Consider the following 17,559-nt stretch of genomic DNA (forward strand, 5'->3'; position numbering starts at 1 on the left):
ATGCACAAGAGCCGTATCGCAACCGGAGGTCCACTGGTGTTGGGAATGCTGCCCGCCGAGCTGACCAGCTTCGTGGGGCGCAGGAAGGAGCTGGCGGCCATCCGGCGGCTCATCGCGGGCACCAGGCTCCTCACATTGACCGGACCGGGCGGAGTGGGCAAGACCAGGCTGGCGATGCGCGCCGCCGAACAGATGCGCCGGGCCTATCCGGACGGGGTGCACTTCGTCGCGCTGGACTCACTCAGCCACGGCGACCTGCTGGCCGCCACCATCGCGGCCGCGCTGCGCCTGCCGGACACCACCGCGGACGCCACCGCGCACCTGATGGAGTTCCTGCGGGCGAAACAGCTGCTGCTGGTGCTGGACAACTGCGAGCACGTGATCGACAGCTCCGCCCGCCTGGTCGCCAGGCTGCTGGCCGAGGCGCCCGAGGTGCGGGTGCTGGTCACCAGCAGGCAGGTGCTGGAGGTCGAGGGCGAGCAAACGCTGCTGGTCCCGCCGCTGGACGTGCCCGAGGTCAGCAGCAGACGGGAGGCGGCCAAGCTGGACGTGCTGGCCCTGTTCGCCGACCGGGCCGCCGACTCGGTGCGCGGCTTCACCCTGGACGAGCGCAACTGGAACCTGGCCCTGCGCATCTGCGCCAAGCTGGACGGGATGCCGCTGGCCATCGAACTGGCCGTGGCCTGGCTGCGCACCCTGGCCATCGAGGAACTGGCCACCGAACTCGACCGCGGCCTCAACCTGCTCGACCACGGCAGCCACCAGGCGCCGCGGCGGCAGCGCACCCTGCGCGCCACCATCCAGTGGAGCTACGAACTGGCCGACACCGCCGAGCAGCTGCTCTGGGCCCGGCTCTCGGTGTTCAGCGGCGGCGCCACCCTGGAGGCCATCGAGGCGGTCTGCGGTGGCGAGGGCCTCAACCCGGACGAGGTGCTCGGCTTGCTCGCCTCGCTGGTGGACAAGTCCATCGTGCAGCGCGACGACCAGCACGAGGTGCCCCGGTTCCGGATGCTGGAGGCGGTCCGCCAGTTCGGCGCCACCCGGCTGGCCGCCGCCGACACCGGGGAGACGCTGCGGGCCTGGCACCGGGACTACTTCCTGGCCATGGCCAGGGGCGCGGAGGCGGACTGGTTCGGCGGCCGCGACCAAGCCGGGGTCTACCGGCGATTACGCGGGGAACACGCCAACCTGCGGGCCGCCCTGGAGTTCAGCCTGAGCAACCCCGGAGCGGCCGAACTGGGCCTGGAACTGGTCACCCGGCTGCACGTGTACTGGATCAACTGCGGCCTCTACGGCGAGGGCCGCCGCTGGCTCAGCGAGGCGCTGAGCAGCGCCCAGCCCACCGCCCGGTTCTACGCCAAGGCGCTGTGGGTCTGCGCCTACGCCAACAACGCCCTCGGCGACACCGCCACCTCCAAGGAACTCGGCCGCCAGGCGCTGACCTGGTCCTACCGCACCGGCGACCGGGCAGCCCACGGCTGCGCGCGGGCGGTGCTCGGCGGGGCCGCCCTGCTCGACGGCGAACCGGAGCAGGGCGTGCGGCTGTGCGAGTCGGCCCGGTCCTACCTGGACGGACCCGGCGAGACCACCTGGTGGCTGATCGCCGAGTCGATCCTGCTGATCTCGATGGCCTTCGGCGGCGCCGCGCAGGCCACCCTCAACCGGGCCAAACACGCCCAGACCGTTGGCGAGGCCACCGGTCAGGAGTCCGCGCTGGTGCACGTGCGCTACGCCCTGGCCCTTGCCCTGCACAAGGCCGGTCGGCACGACGCCGCGGTGCGCCAGTGCCAGGCGGGCATCCGGCGGGCCAGGGACTTCAACGACGTGCTCTCGGTGTGCATGTTCGCCGAACTGCTCGCCTGGATCGCCGAGGCCGCCGGCCGGTTCCGGCAGGCCGCGCAGCTGCTCGGCGTGGTCGAACAGGTGTGGCCGCTGCTGGGCGGCAAGGCGATGCTGGGCTCGCCGATGTGGGTCCGTCCGCACGACGACTGCCTGCACCGGACCCGCACCGCACTGGGCGCCGAGGCGTTCCAGACCGGCTACGCCAAGGGCATGGCCAACAGCGGCGACCTGCGGCAGGCGGTGGCTTTCCTGCTGGAGGAACGCCGCCGCGGCACCGGCGTGCCACGTGCGGAGAACCAGCTGACCAAGCGGGAACAGCAGGTGGCCGAGCTGGTCGCGCAGGGGCTGACCAACCGGGAGATCGCCGCCCGGCTGGTGGTCGCGCCGCGCACCGCGGAGACCCACGTCGACCACGTGCTGGCCAAACTGGGCTTCACCTCCCGCACCCAGATCGCCAGCTGGATCGCCGGACAACCCGCCGACGAGCGGGCCTGACTCACTGCCGCTGCTGGGTGACCCAGGCCGCCAGCCGGGCCCTGGAACTGAAGCCGAGCTTGCCCAGCACGTTGTTCACGTGCGTTTCCGCGGTGCGCGGGGTGATGCCCAGGTTCTTGGCGATGTCCCGGTTGGACAGCCCGCCTGCGACCAGTTCGGCGACCTCCCGCTCCCGCTTGCTCAGCTGCACCACCTCGGCCGTGGTCACCTCGGCGGCCGCGGTCTCGCCGAGCACGTGCGCCACCGCGTCCGGCAGCCCGGCCGCGATCCGCACCCCGCGCTCGAAGGCCAGCTCGAAGGCCTGATCACCGAGTTCCTTGCGCAGCTGCAGCTCACACGCCTCGTGCCGGGAACCCCATGGCGGGCCGCCGAACTCCGAACTGCGCCCGATCAACGGCCACACCGCGTGCGAGACCCCGAGCAGCTCGGCCGCGGGCTCCGGCCGTCCGGCCGACTCCTCCACCCAGGCCCGCAGGTCCAGCAGCATGCCGGCGGCCAGCAGGTCGTTGAGCGTGCGGGCGATCCGCAGCCCGGCGTCCACCTCCCGGAGCGCCACCTCGTGCCCGCCCTGGATCCAGGCCAGCAACGCGGCCGAGTAGTGCGCGTAGGAGCCTGCCCAGCGCTCGCCGTGCCGGGCGCAGACATCGCGGGCCTGCTCGGTGAAGGCCAGCGCGTGCTGGAACTCGCCGCGGAAGGTGGCCACCATCGACCGGGTGGCCAGGGTCAGACCGAGGAAGGTCAGTTCACCCACCGCCTCGAACCGGGACAACGCCTCATCGCAGTAGCCCTGCGCCTGCTCGAAGGCCCCCTGCTGCAGCGTCGCGGTGCCCAGCACCAGCAGCGCGTGCGCCAGCGTCGGCTCGTCGCCGTGCTCCCTGGCCCAGCCCTCGGCCGCGCGGGCCAGCCGGATCCCGGCCTCGAACTGCCCCATGATCACCGCGGCGTGCCCGTTGGCCCACAGCCCGTGCGCCCGGTCCCGGCTGGGTTCGGGATTGCTCGCCAGGGCCAGGTCCAGCCAGCGCCGGGCCTCGCCCAGCGCACCGCAGCCGAGCCAGAAGTAGGTCATGGACACCGCCAGCTCCAGCCCGGCCGCCGGATCCTCGCCCTCCAGACCGAAGAGCATGGCCGCGCACAGGTTGTCGTGCTCGGCGGTCAGCCGCTGGTAGACCCGCTCCTGCTGCCCGCCGGAGAGCCAGTCGTGCGCGGCCCTGGTGGCCAGCGCCCGGTAGTGCGCGGCGTGCCTGCGCCGGATCCGCCGCTCGTCACCGGTGGCGCCCAGTTTGAGCTGCCCGAACTGGCGCAGCGTGCCGAGCAGGGTGAACCGCGCGGCCGGGCGGCCGATCCGGCTGGTGATCACCGACTTGTCCACCAGCCGGGCCAGCAGATCGATCAGCTCGTGCGTCTCCACCGGCTCGCCCTCATACAGCGCGGCCACCGCGGCCAGGTCGAACTCGCCGGTGAAGATGGACAGCCGCTCCCACAGCAACCGCTCGTCGGCCGAGCACAGCGTGTAGCTCCAGTCGATGGTGGCGTAGAGCGTCTGCTGCCGGGTCGGCGCGCTCCGGTTGCCCCGGTTGAGCAGCTGGAAGGTGCGGTCCAGCCTGCGCAGCAGCTCCTGCGGGGTGAGGATGCGCAGCCAGACCACCACCGCCTCGATGGCCAGCGGGATGCCGTCCAGGGTCCGGCAGATCCGCACCACCAGCTCGGCGTTGCCCGCGTCGACGACGAAGTTGGGCACCACCGCGGCGGCCCGGTCGGCGAAGAGCTGCACCACCGGCTGCCTGCGCACCTCGGCCGGTTCACCCAGCTCAGGCACCTCCAGCGGCGGCACCGGCAGGATCTGCTCGCCGCGCACACCCAGGATGTGCCGGGAGGTGAGCAGGATCCGCACCCCCGGCGAGGTGGTCAGGATCAGCGCGACCAGTTCGCCGCAGGATTCGGTCAGGTGTTCGGCGTTGTCCAGCAGGAGCAGCAGCTGCTTGTCCCGCAGGTGCTCCACCAGCTGCGCGGACTGGTCCAGCGAACCGTCACTGAGGCCGAATGCGGAGGCGACCGCGGACAACAGCAGTTCAGGTCGGCGAACGGGGGAGAGATCGAGGAAGCAGACCCCATCGGGAAAACCACGCCGCACTTCTGTGGCGACCCGGAGAGCGAGCCGGGTCTTACCCACTCCACCAGGGCCGATGAGAGTCACCAACCGGCCACTCGCCAGTAGTGCGCGGGTATCGCTTAGTTCGCGGATGCGACCAACGAAGCTGGTGATATCCGCCGGAAGTCGTGACATACCTAATTCACCTCCCGCACCTCCGCCCGCAGCCTACGCAATTCTCCCCGATGCGGTCAGGGCTGACCGGAGGAAGTGCGAAATACGTAGTGACTACGTGGATCGCCCGATGACGTGCCTGGTCAAGGCTGGCGACTCTGGGACAGCGCTGAAGGAGGCGGTTGCGATTTTGCTGCGAGCTTTGAAGATATGGTGCCCTTTCAGTCCGAGGCAGGGAACGCGCACTCCGGTCGAGGTGGTGGAGCGGCAGCTGGCCGAGTGGGCACAACGCCTGCGGCTGCTCTCCGGCGAGGCCACCGTGCACCGGTTCCGCGCGGCCCGTTTCGGCGAGTTCGCCTCATTCGTCTACCCGGACGCCCCGGACCTGTTGATCTACGCGAAGTGGCTGGCCTGGCTTTTCGTCGTGGACGACCTCTACGACGAGAACCGGGCTCCTGGACAGGGCGGCATCGTCAACGGCGTGCTGCCCTACCTGCCCGACCAGGGCCAGCCCCCGGCCCAGCCGATCGACCCGGCCTCGGCCGCGCTGGCCGACATGTGGCCGGAACTGCGGGCCAGCATGCCGGACTCCCTGCGGGAACGGTTCCGCGGGCACACCGACCACTACGTCCGTTCCTATGCCACCGATCTGGCCAACGCGCGCACCGGGCTGGCCCCCGCGCTCGCGCCCTACATCACCCTGCGGCGCGCCAGCGGCGCGGTGGAGACCTGCGTCGACCTGATCGAACGCCAGCCCGCCGCCTACCTGCCGCCGCACACCGCGGGCGCCACCGACCTGCTGGCCCTGCGGGAGGCGGCCAACGACGTCATCTGCTGGAGCAACGACGTGCTGTCCCTGGCCAAGGAGATCGAGCACGGCGAACTGAACAACCTGGTCGCCGTGCTCCGCGACGCCACCGGCCTTGGCTGGCAGGCCGCCCTGGAGGTGGCCGCCGAGATGGTCGGCGCCCGCACCAGGGAGTTCGAGCAGATCAGCCACCGCCTGCTGAGCGGGGACGCCGATCCGGCGCTGGCCCCGTTCATCGACGGGGTCCAGCTGTGGATCGCGGGCAGCCTGCACTGGCACCAGAGCAGCCCGCGCTACGCGGCCACCCCGGCCTGAGCAGATGTGCTGTCCCGGACGGTTACTTCTCGCCGAGCTGCCACTCCGGCCGCACGTAGTGGCAGGTGTAGCCGTTCGGGTAGCGCTCGAGGTAGTCCTGGTGCTCCGGCTCGGCCTGCCAGAAGTCCCCGGCCTGGCTCACCTCGGTGACCACCTTGCCCGGCCACTTGCCTGAGGCGTCCACCTCGGCGATGACCTGCTCGGCGACCTGCTTCTGCGCCTCATCGGTGTAGAAGATGGCCGAGCGGTAGCTGGCGCCGATGTCGTTGCCCTGCCGGTTCCGCGTGCTCGGATCGTGGATCTGGAAGAAGAACTCCAGGATCTGGCGGTAGCTCAGCCGGTCCGGGTCGAAGACGATCTCGATGCCCTCGGCGTGGTTGCCGTGGTTGCGGTAGGTCGCGTTGGGCACCTCGCCGCCGGTGTAGCCGACCCGGGTGGCGAGCACGCCGGGGTGCCTGCGGAACAGGTCCTGCATGCCCCAGAAACAGCCACCGGCCAGAACGGCCTTCTCACTCGCCGCGGTCATGTTCTCGCTCCGCTCTCTCGCTGGTCCAACCCACCAGGCACAACGTTCCCACGCCTGCCGATGATCCCGGTTATGACCAGAAGCACCACTCCGAGCGCCGCCAGCCCCAGGCTCATCAGGTACGCGCTGCGGTAGCCCAGGGTCTGGGCCAGCCCGAGCAGCGGTCCGGCCAGCATGCCGCCCACGGTCATCGTGTTGCTGTACAGCGTGGTGGTGAACCCCGGCCGGTCCGGCGCCAGCGCCTGGAAGTAGGAGATGCCCACCCCCATCAGCGCCGAGACCACCACCGCGTTCAACGCCTGCGCCGCCGCCACCTGCCAGGTGGCCAGCGTCGCGGCCATCACCGCCTGGTAGGCCACCGCGACCACCGCGCCGAGCAGCACGATCCGCCGCTGGTCCAGCTTCACCGCGAGCACCCCGAACCACAGCATCAGCGGGATCTCCAGCGCCGCGCACAATCCCAGGATCAACCCGACATCCGCCTCGCTGCCGCCCAGGTCCGTGGTCACGAACAACGGCAACGCGCTGCCTCCCAGCGACAACCCGCCCTGCAACGCCGCGAAGGCCAGCACCGCGCACACCACCTGCGGCCGCGCGACCCCGCCCACCTCCGCGGCCCGCTTGATCGGAGCACTCGCCCCACCCAGTTCGGGCAGCCGCAACGCGACCAGCACCACCAGCGCGTAACACGCCGCACTGGCCAGGTACAGCCCGGCATACCCCGTCCAGGACACCAGCAACGCCGCCAGCGGCGGCCCACCCACCCAGGCCAGCGAGATCACCGTGCGCAGACTGCTGATCACCAGCGGCGCCCGCGCCGACCCCGTCCGCTCCACGGCCTGCCGAGCGTAGGCGAACATCTGCGCCAGCACACAGGACGCGATCGCCAGCAGCGACACCGACACCGCCAGCAGCACCCAGTAGTCCCGCACCACCGCGAACACCAGCGACCCGAGCATCCCCGCCACGGCGCCGCCCACCAGCAGGTTCCGCCGCACCGCCCGCCGATCCGACCACCGCCCGAGGAAGGCGCTTACCACCAGTCCGGCCAACGGGGAGATGAGCAGGAAGGCGCCGAGTTCGACCGGGCCGACGCCGATCTGGGTGGTGAGGAACAGGCCGATGAAGGGCAGGGTGACGGCGGCGGCCAGGCCGACGGAGATGCTGACGGAGGCGAGGGGGAGCAGGGTGCGGAAGGTCAGCGGGGGTGGGCTGACCTCGGTGGTGACACTCACGGGTGCATCCTCACCGGTGGGGCCGGTGGGGGCGTAACGAATTCCCAGGATGTGATCGGGCCGTCAGCCCCGGTGGTCGAGCGTGCAGGCGGTGCGCATGGGCAGCAGCGGGGACAGGTCCGGGAGCGCGAGGTCGGGGCCTCCGCCGCGATGTCCTAGGGGCGCGGTGCGGTCTCGTCCGGGCCGGGCCGGCTCCCGTGGGTATCGGCCTACCGTCCGGGGTGACCCGGGGAATTCAGGCGGGGCGGCTCTCTTGCCGCTGCTTGATCCGCTGGAGTTCGGCGATCAGATCGGCCCTCGCGACCCTGACCATGTCCCACCGTCAGGGTGTGCTGCGAGGATCCACGCATGACCTCCGCTCCGGTCCTGCCCGTGGACTACCGCGCACTGCTGATCGAGCACGGCCCTGGCCCGGTGGCCGGGGTGCGCCTGCTCGCGCCCGCGGACCTGGCCGCCGAGCAGTCCCGGCATTCCCCGCCGCACCCCGACGCCCTGCTGTGGGGTGTGTTCGGCACCGGTGAGACCTGCTGGTGGCTGCCGATCCACCCGGACCCGGTGAGCTGGCTGGTGGTGGTGGCCGGGGACGGTGAGCAGCAGCTGAACATCAGCACCACCGAGTTCCTGCGCCGCCTCGGCGCCGGTCAGCTCGACCTGCCGGTGCTGTCCGGGCTGCCCGGCCCGCGTGATCCACTGGCCCAGCTGCGCACCCTCATCGGCCCCGGCGGTGGGCACCGCTACGACTGGGCCGCGCTGGAGCTGGAACTGGGCTGCCCGCTGCCGCCGGACTACCGGTTGCTGTTCGAGGAGTACGGCTCGGAGCTGGTGGTCAACGGCCTCTTCCCCTCCCCGCCGGAAGAGCTGGTCTCCGTGCACCGCGACCACGCCCATTTCCTGGACGACCTCGACGGCCACCGGGTGCACCCGGAACCGGGTGGGCTGCTGACCTGCCTGATCAGCGAAGGGCGCCAGCAGCTGTGCTGGGACACCAGTGGGCCCGATCCGGCGGCCTGGCCGCTGGTCGACTCCGACACCGGCGAGGTCTTCCCCGGCACGCTGACCGAACTGCTGGTCGCCGAGGTCGTGGGCCGCGGTCCGGGGTTGTGTGCCCACAGCCTGGGTGACCCGGACACCTGGGCCTACCCGATGTGGGGGCCGGATCCGGTGCACTGAGGCCCCCGTCACACGCCCCTGCCGCCTGCCCGCTCGCCACGCCAGGATCGATCTTCCACAGCAGACAGGGAGATCGGTGTGCGGTTGAGGCAGTGGAGTCTGGTGGCCGTGGCGACAGTGGCGTCGCTCGGCGCGGGTGGGTTACCGGCGGTGGCCGGGGCCGAGGCGGTGCCCGCCAAGCTCAAGGTCTTCTACGAGCAGCAGGTCACGTGGGGTCAGTGCGCGGCAGCGGCGAACCTGGAGTGCGCGACGGTGGTGGTCCCGATGGACTACGCCAAGCCCGGTCTGGAGCGGGTCCAGGTCGCGATCAGCAGGCTCAAGGCCAAGGATCCGGCCCGGCGGCGCGGGGTGTTGCTGGTCAACCCGGGTGGGCCCGGCGGGTCCGGGCTCGGGTTGCCCAATCGGTTCGCCAACCAACCGGTCGGGCAGCTCTACGACGTGATCGGGTTCGATCCGCGTGGCGTGGGCGCCTCCACCCAGCTGCGCTGTGAGTCGAGCCTGCTGGACCTGCCGCGGCCCTCCCGTCCCACCGAGGCCGAGCTGCCCAACTTCACCGCCGCTGCCAAGGCCGTCGAGGACGGTTGTGTGCGGGCCGGTGGGGACTACCGCAAGCACGTGACCACCCGCAACACCGCGCGGGACATGGACGTCATCCGCGGTGTGCTGGGCGAGAAGAAGATCAACTTCTTCGGGTACTCCTACGGCACCTGGCTCGGCGCGATGTACGGCACCATGTTCCCGCGCCTGCTGGACCGCAGTGTCCTGGACTCGGCCATGGATCCGAACAAGACCTGGCACGAGCAGGACATCGACTCGGCGCACTCGATCAAGTTCAACTTCGACTCCTGGGCCGCCTGGACCGCCGCGCGGGACAAGACCTTCAAGCTGGGCAGCACCCCGGCCCAGGTGCGCGCGGGGCTGGACCGGATCGCGGCCGTGCTGGCCACCAAGCCGGTCGGCGGGCTGGGCACCGTGCACGACCTGGACACCTTCACCGGCTTCTACACCCGCTACCGCGCGGTCTGGGCCGGTTTCTCCCGGCAGGTCCGCGAGCTGCTGGACTCCTTGTCCGGCAACGGGAATCCGGAGCTGACGGCTGAGACCTCCACCTTGCTGGAGCTGGCCAACCGCTCGCTGATCAAGCCGACCAGCCCGGGTACCTTCCAGGCCGTGCTGTGCGAGTGGGACTGGCCGAGTGACCAGCAGCAGTACTACCGGGACATGCGGCAGTGGCGGGACACCCACCCCTACGGCAACACGGTGTCCTTCCTGGCCCCCACCAACTGCGCCTTCCGCGGTTTCACCCGCACCGAACCGCTGCCGCAGATCACCCGCACCGCCTACCCGACCGGGCTGGTCGTGCACGCCGAGGGCGACACCCAGACCGCCTACCCCAACGGCGTGGTGATGGCCGAAACCCTGCGGCACCACCTGATCAGCGTGCCCAACGACGGTGAGCACGGCCAGTACGGCAGCGGCGGCGCCTGCGTGGACAACGCGGTCAACCGCTACCTGGTCGACGGCATCCTGCCGGCCACCCGCTCGGAGTGCGAGGGCGTGGACAAGCCCGCCGACATCCCGGCGGACACCGCGAACGCCACCCAGGTTCCGCAGTCCGGGCCGGGCCTGGTCGAGCAGGCGACCGGCATCGTGCGCCGGTTGGAGACCAGCGGCATCCAGTGATCCGGCGCCGGGCCCTGCCAGTCACGGCAGGGCCCGGACCGGCTCAGCCCAACTTCACCGTCGTGGTCTGGACCGCGGTGTTGCCCTCGCGGTCCTTGACCACCGCCAGCACCAGCAGCTCCCCGGCCTGGAACGCGCCGGGATGGCGGTACTTCCGCACTGGGATCTCCGCCGTCCAGGACCGCTCGTCCCCGCCGGTGGCGACCCGTTCCCCGTTGACGTACAACCGGGCCTGCGCCACACCCCCGGAGTCGGCCGCCGATCCGGTGATCTTCAGGTTCTCCCCGGCCAGCTCGGCCGCGAGCCGCACCTGCGGCGCGTTGTGCTCGGTGCGCCTGCCCGGCTGCGGGAACGGACTGTTCGCCAGCTCCACCGTCTCATCGGCCAGTGGGGCCGACCGGGTCGGCGGCACCCGGTGCCGGGTGGCCTGCTCGTAGGCGTAACCGAAGGAGAGCAGTCTGCTGTCCTGGTAGGCCGGTCCGGCGAAGGTCAGGTTCACCGGCATCCGGGTGTCCGCCATCAGGCCCATCGGCACCGACACACTCGGAATCCCCAGCAACCGCATGTGCTGGTTCATGTTCGACAGCCGCACCCCGTTGCGCAGCGCCTCGACGTTGGCCGCTTTGTCCACATCGGACTCGGCCCGGCCGATGTCGGCGTTGGCCGGGAACACCACCCCGTCCAGCCGCTGCGCCGCGAGCCAGTCCTCGAAGTCCGCCTTGCGGGTTTTCTCCAGTCCCCGCAGTACTTCCGCCAGTCCGGACACCTCGCTCCACTGGCCGGGCACCCCGGCGGCGACCAGCAGCGGGTGGGGGCGGAAGAACTCGGCGTTGTCCACGCCCTCCTCGGCGTCCACCGAACCGGGCGGGTTGGGGAAGACCTTGTCCAGGTCGACCTGGGTCCAGGAGGTCAGCCTGGGATCGCCGACGGACTTGAGGAACCGCTCCGCGCTGTAGGCGTCGACCTTGGCCATGACCTCCAGGAAATTCGCCGGCAGCAGCCCGCGTTCCTGCGGCGACTTCGCGCCGGCCCGGTCCTGATCCATGTTGTGCACCACCGGGAAGTCCACCGGAACCAGCTCGGCGCCGAGCCTGCGCAGGTCCTCGGCGGCCTGCGCCCACAACGCGCGGATCGACGGCCGCACCTCGATCGGCGCGGTACCACCCAGATCATCCCCGACGTACATCCGCGGCACGCCGAATCGCTTGCCGCGCAACGCGTTCGGATCCCGCAACGCGCTGTAGTCGGCGGGCCGCACCTTGTCCACCGGGGGTAGCTCCACCGCGCGCTGGTCCCGCCAGAAGTCGGTGTCGGTGACCTCGTCGTGCACGGCGATCGTGTTCAGCAGCGTGAGCAGATCGCCGACGCTGCGGGTGTGCGGCACGATCACGTCCATCAGCGCGAACAGCGGCCAGTTCCCGCGGATCGAGAGCACCCCGCGCGAGGGCGTGTAGGCCACCAGCGCGTTGTTCGAGGCGGGCGAGCGTCCGGAGGAGACGGTCTCCTCACCCATGCCGAACACCGCGAAGTTCGCCGCCGTGGCCACCGCGGACCCGTTGGAGGACCCCGAACCCCAGGCCGCGGCCAGGTAGTCGCCGTTGTAGGGACTCTCCGCGCGGCCGTACAACCCGCGCTGCATGCCCCCGGCGGCCATCGGCGGCATGTTGGTCTTGCCGATCAGCACCCCGCCCGCCTCGCGGATCTTCCGCACGGTGAAGGCGTCCCCGCTCGCGGTGAGATCGGCGAACGCCGGCGACCCGGAGGCCACGGTCAGTCCCTTGACCATGTAGCTGTCCTTGACCGTGTACGGGATCCCGTCCAACGGTCCGAGTGGCTTGCCGGTCGCCCGCCGCAGATCCGCGGCCGCCGCCTCGGCCAGCGCGTCCGGATTGGGCACCACGACCGAGTTCAGCCGGAGCCCGTTGGCGTCGTAGGCCCGGATCCGGTTGAGGTACATCGCGGTCAGCTCGACGCTGGTCAGCGCACCCGAACCGAGTGCCCGGCCCACCTCCGCGATGCTCGCCTCGGCGAGCACGAACGGCTTTGGCGGTGGGGGAGCGGGAGCAGGCCCGGTGCAGCCCGCGGCCAGCAGTGCCAACCCGGCGCCGAACGCGATGCCGGCCCGTACCCGCGCACGCGAAACGTGCATGTGTTCCTCCATGCGGAAACCTGGCGGGCGGGCCACCGACCACGGTCCAGCATGGTGATCTTCGCTGTCACCGGTCTTTCGGTATTTGAATACCCCAGGTAACTCGGCCGCCTGGGCCGATACTCGCCGTGACGAGAGGAACGGGCAAGGAGCAGGGAGGATCGGTCTAAGCTTTTGGCTGGTCAGGCTGATGTCATGGGTAGGCCGGAATTCCCGGCGAGCAGCACCCCGAGACTGAGGAGACAGACCATGACTGTTGGCCACGGCTTCCACGCCACCGTCACCGCCCAGCCCGGCCAGGGCGGGGCAGTGGCCGACCTGCTGCTGCGCGCCCCCGCCCTGCCGCACCCGGACTGCGTGGTGTTCCTGGTCAGCCGCTCGGCGGGCAACCCGGACCGGGTGCACATCACCGAGGGCTGGACCACCCGGGAGGCCCACGCCGCCTTCTTCGCCAGCCCGATGGCCGAGGCGTTCACCGCGAGCCTGCAGCCGCTGCTGGCCGGGGAGGCCGAGTACCACGACGGGGTGCCGGTCGGCGGCAAGGCCGCGTTCTAGGCCCGGCGCGCGGGCTGACCGGACCGGCGCGGGATGGTGGCATGGCGTAGGTTTCCGGTCACGGGGTGTGCGTGCAGTGGGGAGAACCGGCAATGGGTGAGCCGCGGCAGGTTCCGGGTGAGGTGCCGGCGGGGCCGGTGCCGTTCGTCGGGCGCGGGCCGGAGCTGGACGAGCTGACCGCGCGGGCCGAACGAGCACGGGTGATCCGGGTCGGTGGGACCGGCGGAGTCGGCAAGAGCGCGCTGTGCCGCCACTGGAGCGCCGACACCGGAGACCGGTTCACCGGCGGCAAGGTCTACGTGGACCTCGCCGACTACCGGGTCAAGGGGGCCACCGGGGTGGGTGATGCCATCGCGGATGTGTTGCGCCGGAACGGGGTTGCCGAGGAACACATCCCGGCAGCGCTCTCCGCCCGCGCCTCGCTCTACCGGACCCGGCTGTCCGATCCGGTGCTGGTGGTGCTGGACAACGTGCTGGACGCGGCCGAGGTCGAGCCGCTGGTGCCGAACTCGGCTGGCAGCCTGGTGCTGGTCACCAGCGAGCGACAGCTCGCCGGGCCGAGCCTGACCGGGACCCGGCCGCTCGTGGTGCGGTCGCTGACCGCGGCGGAGAGCGTGCGATTCCTGGGTGAACTGTGCGGAGCCGAGCGGATCGAGGCCGAACCGGAGGCGGCCCTCGTGCTGGCCGGGTACTGCGCGGGCCTGCCGCTCGCGCTGCGCCTGGTCGCGGCGCGGCTCAACCACCGCGCGCACCTGACGATCGCCAGGCTCAACGCCGAACTCGCCGACGAAAGCCGACGGCTGGAGCGGCTGTCCGGCCCTGGCGAGACCGTGTCCGCGGTCCTGGACAACTCCTATCGCGCCCTGACCGGCGACGAGGCCAGGCTCTACCGGCGGCTGGGGCTGCTTCCGGTGCGGGACATCACCATCGAGCTGGTCGTGGCCGCCGCCGAGATCGAACGGGAGGAGGCCGCCGAACTGCTGGCGGTCCTGGTCGACGCGAGCCTGCTGGAGGAGATCGGCGCGGACCTGTTCCGGCTGCACGACCTGGTCCGCCTGCACGCCAAGGAAAAGGCCGGGACCCAGGACGATCCGGCGGAGTCGGCGCGCATGCTGCAGCGTCTGGTCGGCTACTACCTGGCGCAGACGGCCTTCGCGGACCGGGCGATCATGGGACCGAATCGGTTGCGGATCGTTGACCTGGAGCAGGCGATCGCGGGTTACCCGGACCCCTTCGGCAAGGACGACACCGACGGGCGAGCCATTGAATGGTTGACCGCTCACCGGGCGAACCTGCTGGCCGTGCTGCGTGCGGTGGCCGAGCGGGGTTGGCACGACAAGACCTGGCAGCTGGCCGAGTTGCTCGTTCCGCTCTACTTCAACCGGCGTTACCTCGACGACTGGGTCGAGGCCACCGAGCTGGGTGCCGTCGCGGCGGAGGCGGCGGGACGGGCGGATGCCGAGGCGCGGTTGCGCAGCGTGGGATCCCGGGCCTGCACCGACCTGGGGCTGCTGGAACGGGCGAAGGCGGAACTGGATCGCGCGCTGGCGCTGGCCGAGGCCAGCGGACACCGGGTCCTGCTCGCCTCGGTGTGGGAGTTCCTCGGCCGCTACTGGGACAAGGTCGACCGCGCCGAGGCCGAGCGGGCGTACCTGCGGTCGATCCAGCTCAACGCCGAGGCCGGTGAGCAGCGCGGGGTTGGGCTGGGACAGCTCTACCTCGGCGGCACCCTGCACGCGCTCGGCCGGATCGAGGAGGCGCTGGCCGTACTCGGGCAGGCGCTGACCGCCCTGGACGGCGACGCCCGGATGCGTGGCCGGGCGCGGATGGCGCTGGCCGCCGTGCACGCCGGACAGGGCCGGGATGAGCTGGCGCGGGTGGAGTTCGAGGCGGCGGTGGAGGTGTTCACCGACCGGAAGACCTTCCACTACCGCGCGCAGGCGCAGCGGGCACTGGCGGATATCGCGTTGCGGCAAGGGGATCTGGCCGTGGCGCGGGAGAACTTGTTGGCAGTGCTGGACTATCAGGAGCAGACCGGTGGTCCGGCCGTTGCCGAGTTGCGGCGGGAGCTGGCCGAACTGGACGGGTGACCGTCAGCGGGCGGTCAGCGTCAGGTGGTGTTCGCCGCTGCCGTCACGCACGACCAGGGGGCCGGGTTCGAGTTGGCCGGTGCACCACAGCAGGTGCACGGCGGAGGCGGCCAGTACCGGGTCTACTGTTCCGGGGGACATCAGGAACTCGCCCCGGTCGCGGATCGCGATCAGCCAGCCGTCCACAGTGGACACTTCGGTCAGGGTGCAGCCGGGATGGCGGTGCAGCAGGTCGGCCGGGGACTCGGGGTCGGGGCTGACGATGACCGAGGCGTTGGCGTACAGGCGAAGGTGACGTTCCCCGGTGCCGACGACCAGGAACTCCAGGGCCTCCGGCGGGGATGGTGGGCGGTGTTCGCGGACCGCGGCGGGGAAGCGGTGCAGGGAAACCGTGCGGGGTGCGACCAGTTCGCCGCGTACGTCGAAGGAGTGCACCGGGCGTTGGTCGGTGACCGGGGCTGGTACGGCTGCCAGTTCGATCTCGGCGTGGGGTTCGGGCAGGTTCAGCAGGCGGTAGCAGATGCCGCGCAGGCTGGCCGCGGCCTCGCCGGGGCGGCTGAACAGCTGGTCGGCCAGGTGCCGGAACTGGCCTGGTTGCTGGGTGGCGATGGCCTTGTCGAGTTGTTCGGGTAGCCCGGCACGGTGGTCGAGGCGCTGGGCGAGGCGGCCGAACCAGGCGAGCGGGGTGTCCGGGACGACCTCGGAACCGAAGGCGGCCAACAGGATCGGCTTGTCGATCACCGCGCCGTACAGCGTGACCGAGCCATGGTCACCGACGACCACGTCAGCGGCGATCATGGTGGCGTGCCAGCCTGCCGTGGGCGGGATCAGGATGAGGCCCGCGCGCAGGGCGTCGTCCAGCCATTCCGCGAGCTGCCAGTGTCCGTGCCAGGTGAACGCGTTGGGGTGCAATATCATCGCCACCCGGGTTTGCGTCGCATCGAGTTCGGCGAGCAGCCGGTCCGGTAGCTTGGGGAAGCGGCCGAAGGCCGACTGCGGGCCCCAGGTGGAGCTGAACACGACAAGCCGTTGTGCTGGCAGGACTCCGAGCCGCTCTCGGTAATGCGGGCGCAGTGCGGACCCGGCCAGCAGGCCGTCGAGACTGAGGTCTCCGCCCAGCAGCACGCGACCGGCCGTGTCCGGACAGGCATGGCGGAGCTGGGTTTCCTGGTCCGGGTGGGTGATCAGGTGGCTGATCTGCTTGGTGCGCACCAGTTCCGGGTCGGCCAGGCCGGACAGGCGGGTGCCGCCGCGGTCGCCGTCTGGCACGTACTTGTGGAAGCCGATGCCGTGTGGCAGCACCAGGATCGGTGCTTCGCCGACCTGCTCGAACCCGGCGTTCTCGCTGGCCGCGAGGACCAGATCGCAGTGCAGGGCGGGGATTTGTGACCAGGGCACGAGCCGGGTGTCCAGTTCGCGGAGCAGGGCGTCGACGCCGGCGGAGTAGCGGGAACCGGGGTCGACGGTGAAGACGATCTGCACCCGGGGGTCGGCGCGGAAGACCACGATGGCTTCCAGCAGGCGGATGGCGGAGGTGAGGGTGCGGGCGATGGCCAGGACGGTGCGCTGGGGGCTCAGCGTGCGCCAGCGGGGGGAGTCGGCGGCGGCCGGGCCGTGCGCGAGCGGGTCAGGCGTCACCGGGGGTCCCGGTGATCAGGTGGGGAGGCAGATTCCGGGCCTCCGGGCCTCCGGGCCTCCGGGCCTCCGGGCCTCCGGGCCTCCGGGCCTCCGGGCCTCCGGGCCTCCGGGCCTCCGGGCCTCCGGCGTCACTGTGTTGATCTTACCGCATGCCAGCGCCCGCCGAGTCCGCACCACCCGCATTCTAGGCGATCCGGCCGGAGTCCTGAGTGGACCGAAACTTGGTGGCCCCCGGTTGATACCGTCGTAGGCATGACTGGGGTGATGAAACTCGCGGAGGCGTTGGCGTTGCGCGCCGAGGCCAGTAAGCGGGTTGAGCAGCTGCGTTCGCGGATCGTGGCGAACGCGCGCTACCAGGAGGGCGAGGATCCGGGAGAGGACGCCGCCGCCCTGCTGGCCGAGGCGAATGTGGCGCTGGTCGAGCTGGAGGACCTGATCCGCCGGATCAACCGCACCAACGCCACCGCCCGGCTCGGCGAGGGCACCGTCACCGATGTCTTGGCGCGCCGGGACATCCTGCGCCTGCGCCATAGCGTGCTGGTCTCGGCCGCCGACGCGGCCGCTGGCCGCAACCAGAACTTCCGCCAGCTCCGCTCCGAACTCCGCCAGCTGCCCGCACTCCCGGTTTCCGAGGTGCGGGCCGAGGCGGACCGGGTGGCGCGCGAGCTGCGTGAGGTGGATGTGCGCATCCAGCGGGCCAACTGGGAGGTCGACCTGCTGGACTGAACACGCGGAAAAGCAGGTAGCCGCTGCCGGGAAGGCGGGCACGAACCGACGATCGGCGGTATAA

At 71.1% G+C, this 17,559-nt stretch carries 12 protein-coding genes; 7 read left to right on the forward strand and 5 right to left on the reverse strand.

Features of this window, described 5'->3' with window-relative positions; translation table 11 throughout:
• The first annotated feature begins 45 nt into the window (after positions 1 to 45).
• Positions 46 to 2,337 carry an ATP-binding protein gene (locus tag HNR67_RS22785; RefSeq protein ID WP_246493432.1) on the forward strand — a complete coding sequence of 764 codons (2,292 nt, stop codon included), beginning with the start codon at positions 46 to 48 and terminating at the stop codon, positions 2,335 to 2,337.
• Between the two features lies 1 nt (position 2,338).
• Here HNR67_RS22785 and HNR67_RS22790 read toward each other — a convergent pair whose 3' ends face one another.
• Positions 2,339 to 4,621 carry a LuxR C-terminal-related transcriptional regulator gene (locus HNR67_RS22790; protein ID WP_246492574.1) on the reverse strand — a complete coding sequence of 761 codons (2,283 nt, stop codon included), beginning with the start codon at positions 4,619 to 4,621 and terminating at the stop codon, positions 2,339 to 2,341.
• 235 nt (positions 4,622 to 4,856) lie between these two features.
• On the opposite strand from HNR67_RS22790, the gene HNR67_RS22795 reads away from it, so the two are divergent.
• Positions 4,857 to 5,723 carry a terpene synthase family protein gene (locus HNR67_RS22795; protein ID WP_185004233.1) on the forward strand — a complete coding sequence of 289 codons (867 nt, stop codon included), beginning with the start codon at positions 4,857 to 4,859 and terminating at the stop codon, positions 5,721 to 5,723.
• 22 nt (positions 5,724 to 5,745) lie between these two features.
• On the opposite strand, the gene msrA is transcribed toward HNR67_RS22795, so the two are convergent.
• Both msrA and HNR67_RS22805 read right to left on the reverse strand, forming a co-directional pair.
• Positions 5,746 to 6,249: a peptide-methionine (S)-S-oxide reductase MsrA gene (gene msrA / locus HNR67_RS22800; protein ID WP_185004234.1), complete on the reverse strand. Its 504-nt coding sequence runs from the start codon at positions 6,247 to 6,249 to the stop codon at positions 5,746 to 5,748.
• Entirely contained in the window at positions 6,246 to 7,484 is a 1,239-nt protein-coding gene (locus HNR67_RS22805; protein ID WP_185004235.1) for a sugar efflux transporter, read from the reverse strand. The genes msrA and HNR67_RS22805 overlap by 4 nt, the downstream gene beginning before the upstream one ends.
• 348 nt (positions 7,485 to 7,832) lie before the next feature.
• On the opposite strand from HNR67_RS22805, the gene HNR67_RS22810 reads away from it, so the two are divergent.
• The gene (locus tag HNR67_RS22810) at positions 7,833 to 8,654 is read left to right on the forward strand and encodes an SMI1/KNR4 family protein (protein WP_185004236.1); all 822 of its coding nucleotides are present in this window, start codon (positions 7,833 to 7,835) and stop codon (positions 8,652 to 8,654) included.
• Positions 8,655 to 8,762: 108 nt separating this feature from the next.
• Positions 8,763 to 10,337, forward strand: coding sequence for an alpha/beta hydrolase (locus HNR67_RS22815; RefSeq protein ID WP_185004237.1), 1,575 nt, complete (start codon positions 8,763 to 8,765; stop codon positions 10,335 to 10,337).
• Between the two features lie 43 nt (positions 10,338 to 10,380).
• On the opposite strand, the gene HNR67_RS22820 is transcribed toward HNR67_RS22815, so the two are convergent.
• Entirely contained in the window at positions 10,381 to 12,486 is a 2,106-nt protein-coding gene (locus HNR67_RS22820) for an amidase (protein WP_185004238.1), read from the reverse strand.
• Positions 12,487 to 12,735: 249 nt separating this feature from the next.
• Between HNR67_RS22820 and HNR67_RS22825 the strand changes: the two genes are divergently transcribed.
• A complete protein-coding gene (locus HNR67_RS22825; protein ID WP_185004239.1) occupies positions 12,736 to 13,041 on the forward strand; it encodes a putative quinol monooxygenase in 306 nt (101 codons plus the stop codon).
• A 92-nt stretch (positions 13,042 to 13,133) separates the two neighbouring features.
• Entirely contained in the window at positions 13,134 to 15,131 is a 1,998-nt protein-coding gene (locus tag HNR67_RS22830) for an NB-ARC domain-containing protein (RefSeq protein ID WP_185004240.1), read from the forward strand.
• 3 nt (positions 15,132 to 15,134) lie between these two features.
• On the opposite strand, the gene HNR67_RS22835 is transcribed toward HNR67_RS22830, so the two are convergent.
• Positions 15,135 to 16,769, reverse strand: a complete 1,635-nt coding sequence (locus HNR67_RS22835; protein ID WP_185004241.1) for a hypothetical protein — start codon at positions 16,767 to 16,769, stop codon at positions 15,135 to 15,137.
• A gap of 252 nt (positions 16,770 to 17,021) precedes the next feature.
• Between HNR67_RS22835 and HNR67_RS22840 the strand changes: the two genes are divergently transcribed.
• Positions 17,022 to 17,495 (forward strand): DIP1984 family protein, encoded by a 474-nt coding sequence (locus HNR67_RS22840; protein WP_246492576.1) that lies wholly within the window; start codon positions 17,022 to 17,024, stop codon positions 17,493 to 17,495.
• Positions 17,496 to 17,559: the final 64 nt, after the last annotated feature.

This window comes from Crossiella cryophila, from assembly GCF_014204915.1.
Taxonomy (GTDB): Bacteria; Actinomycetota; Actinomycetes; order Mycobacteriales; family Pseudonocardiaceae; genus Crossiella; species Crossiella cryophila.

Coding starts and splice junctions, on each gene's coding strand:
- HNR67_RS22785 (WP_246493432.1), top strand. CDS start 46: ATGCTGCCCGCCGAGCTGACCAGCTTCGTGGGGCGCAGGAAGGAGCTG.
- HNR67_RS22790 (WP_246492574.1), bottom strand. CDS start 4,621: ATGTCACGACTTCCGGCGGATATCACCAGCTTCGTTGGTCGCATCCGC.
- msrA (WP_185004234.1), bottom strand. CDS start 6,249: ATGACCGCGGCGAGTGAGAAGGCCGTTCTGGCCGGTGGCTGTTTCTGG.
- HNR67_RS22810 (WP_185004236.1), top strand. CDS start 7,833: ATGACCTCCGCTCCGGTCCTGCCCGTGGACTACCGCGCACTGCTGATC.
- HNR67_RS22820 (WP_185004238.1), bottom strand. CDS start 12,486: ATGCACGTTTCGCGTGCGCGGGTACGGGCCGGCATCGCGTTCGGCGCC.
- HNR67_RS22825 (WP_185004239.1), top strand. CDS start 12,736: ATGACTGTTGGCCACGGCTTCCACGCCACCGTCACCGCCCAGCCCGGC.
- HNR67_RS22830 (WP_185004240.1), top strand. CDS start 13,134: ATGGGTGAGCCGCGGCAGGTTCCGGGTGAGGTGCCGGCGGGGCCGGTG.
- HNR67_RS22840 (WP_246492576.1), top strand. CDS start 17,022: ATGACTGGGGTGATGAAACTCGCGGAGGCGTTGGCGTTGCGCGCCGAG.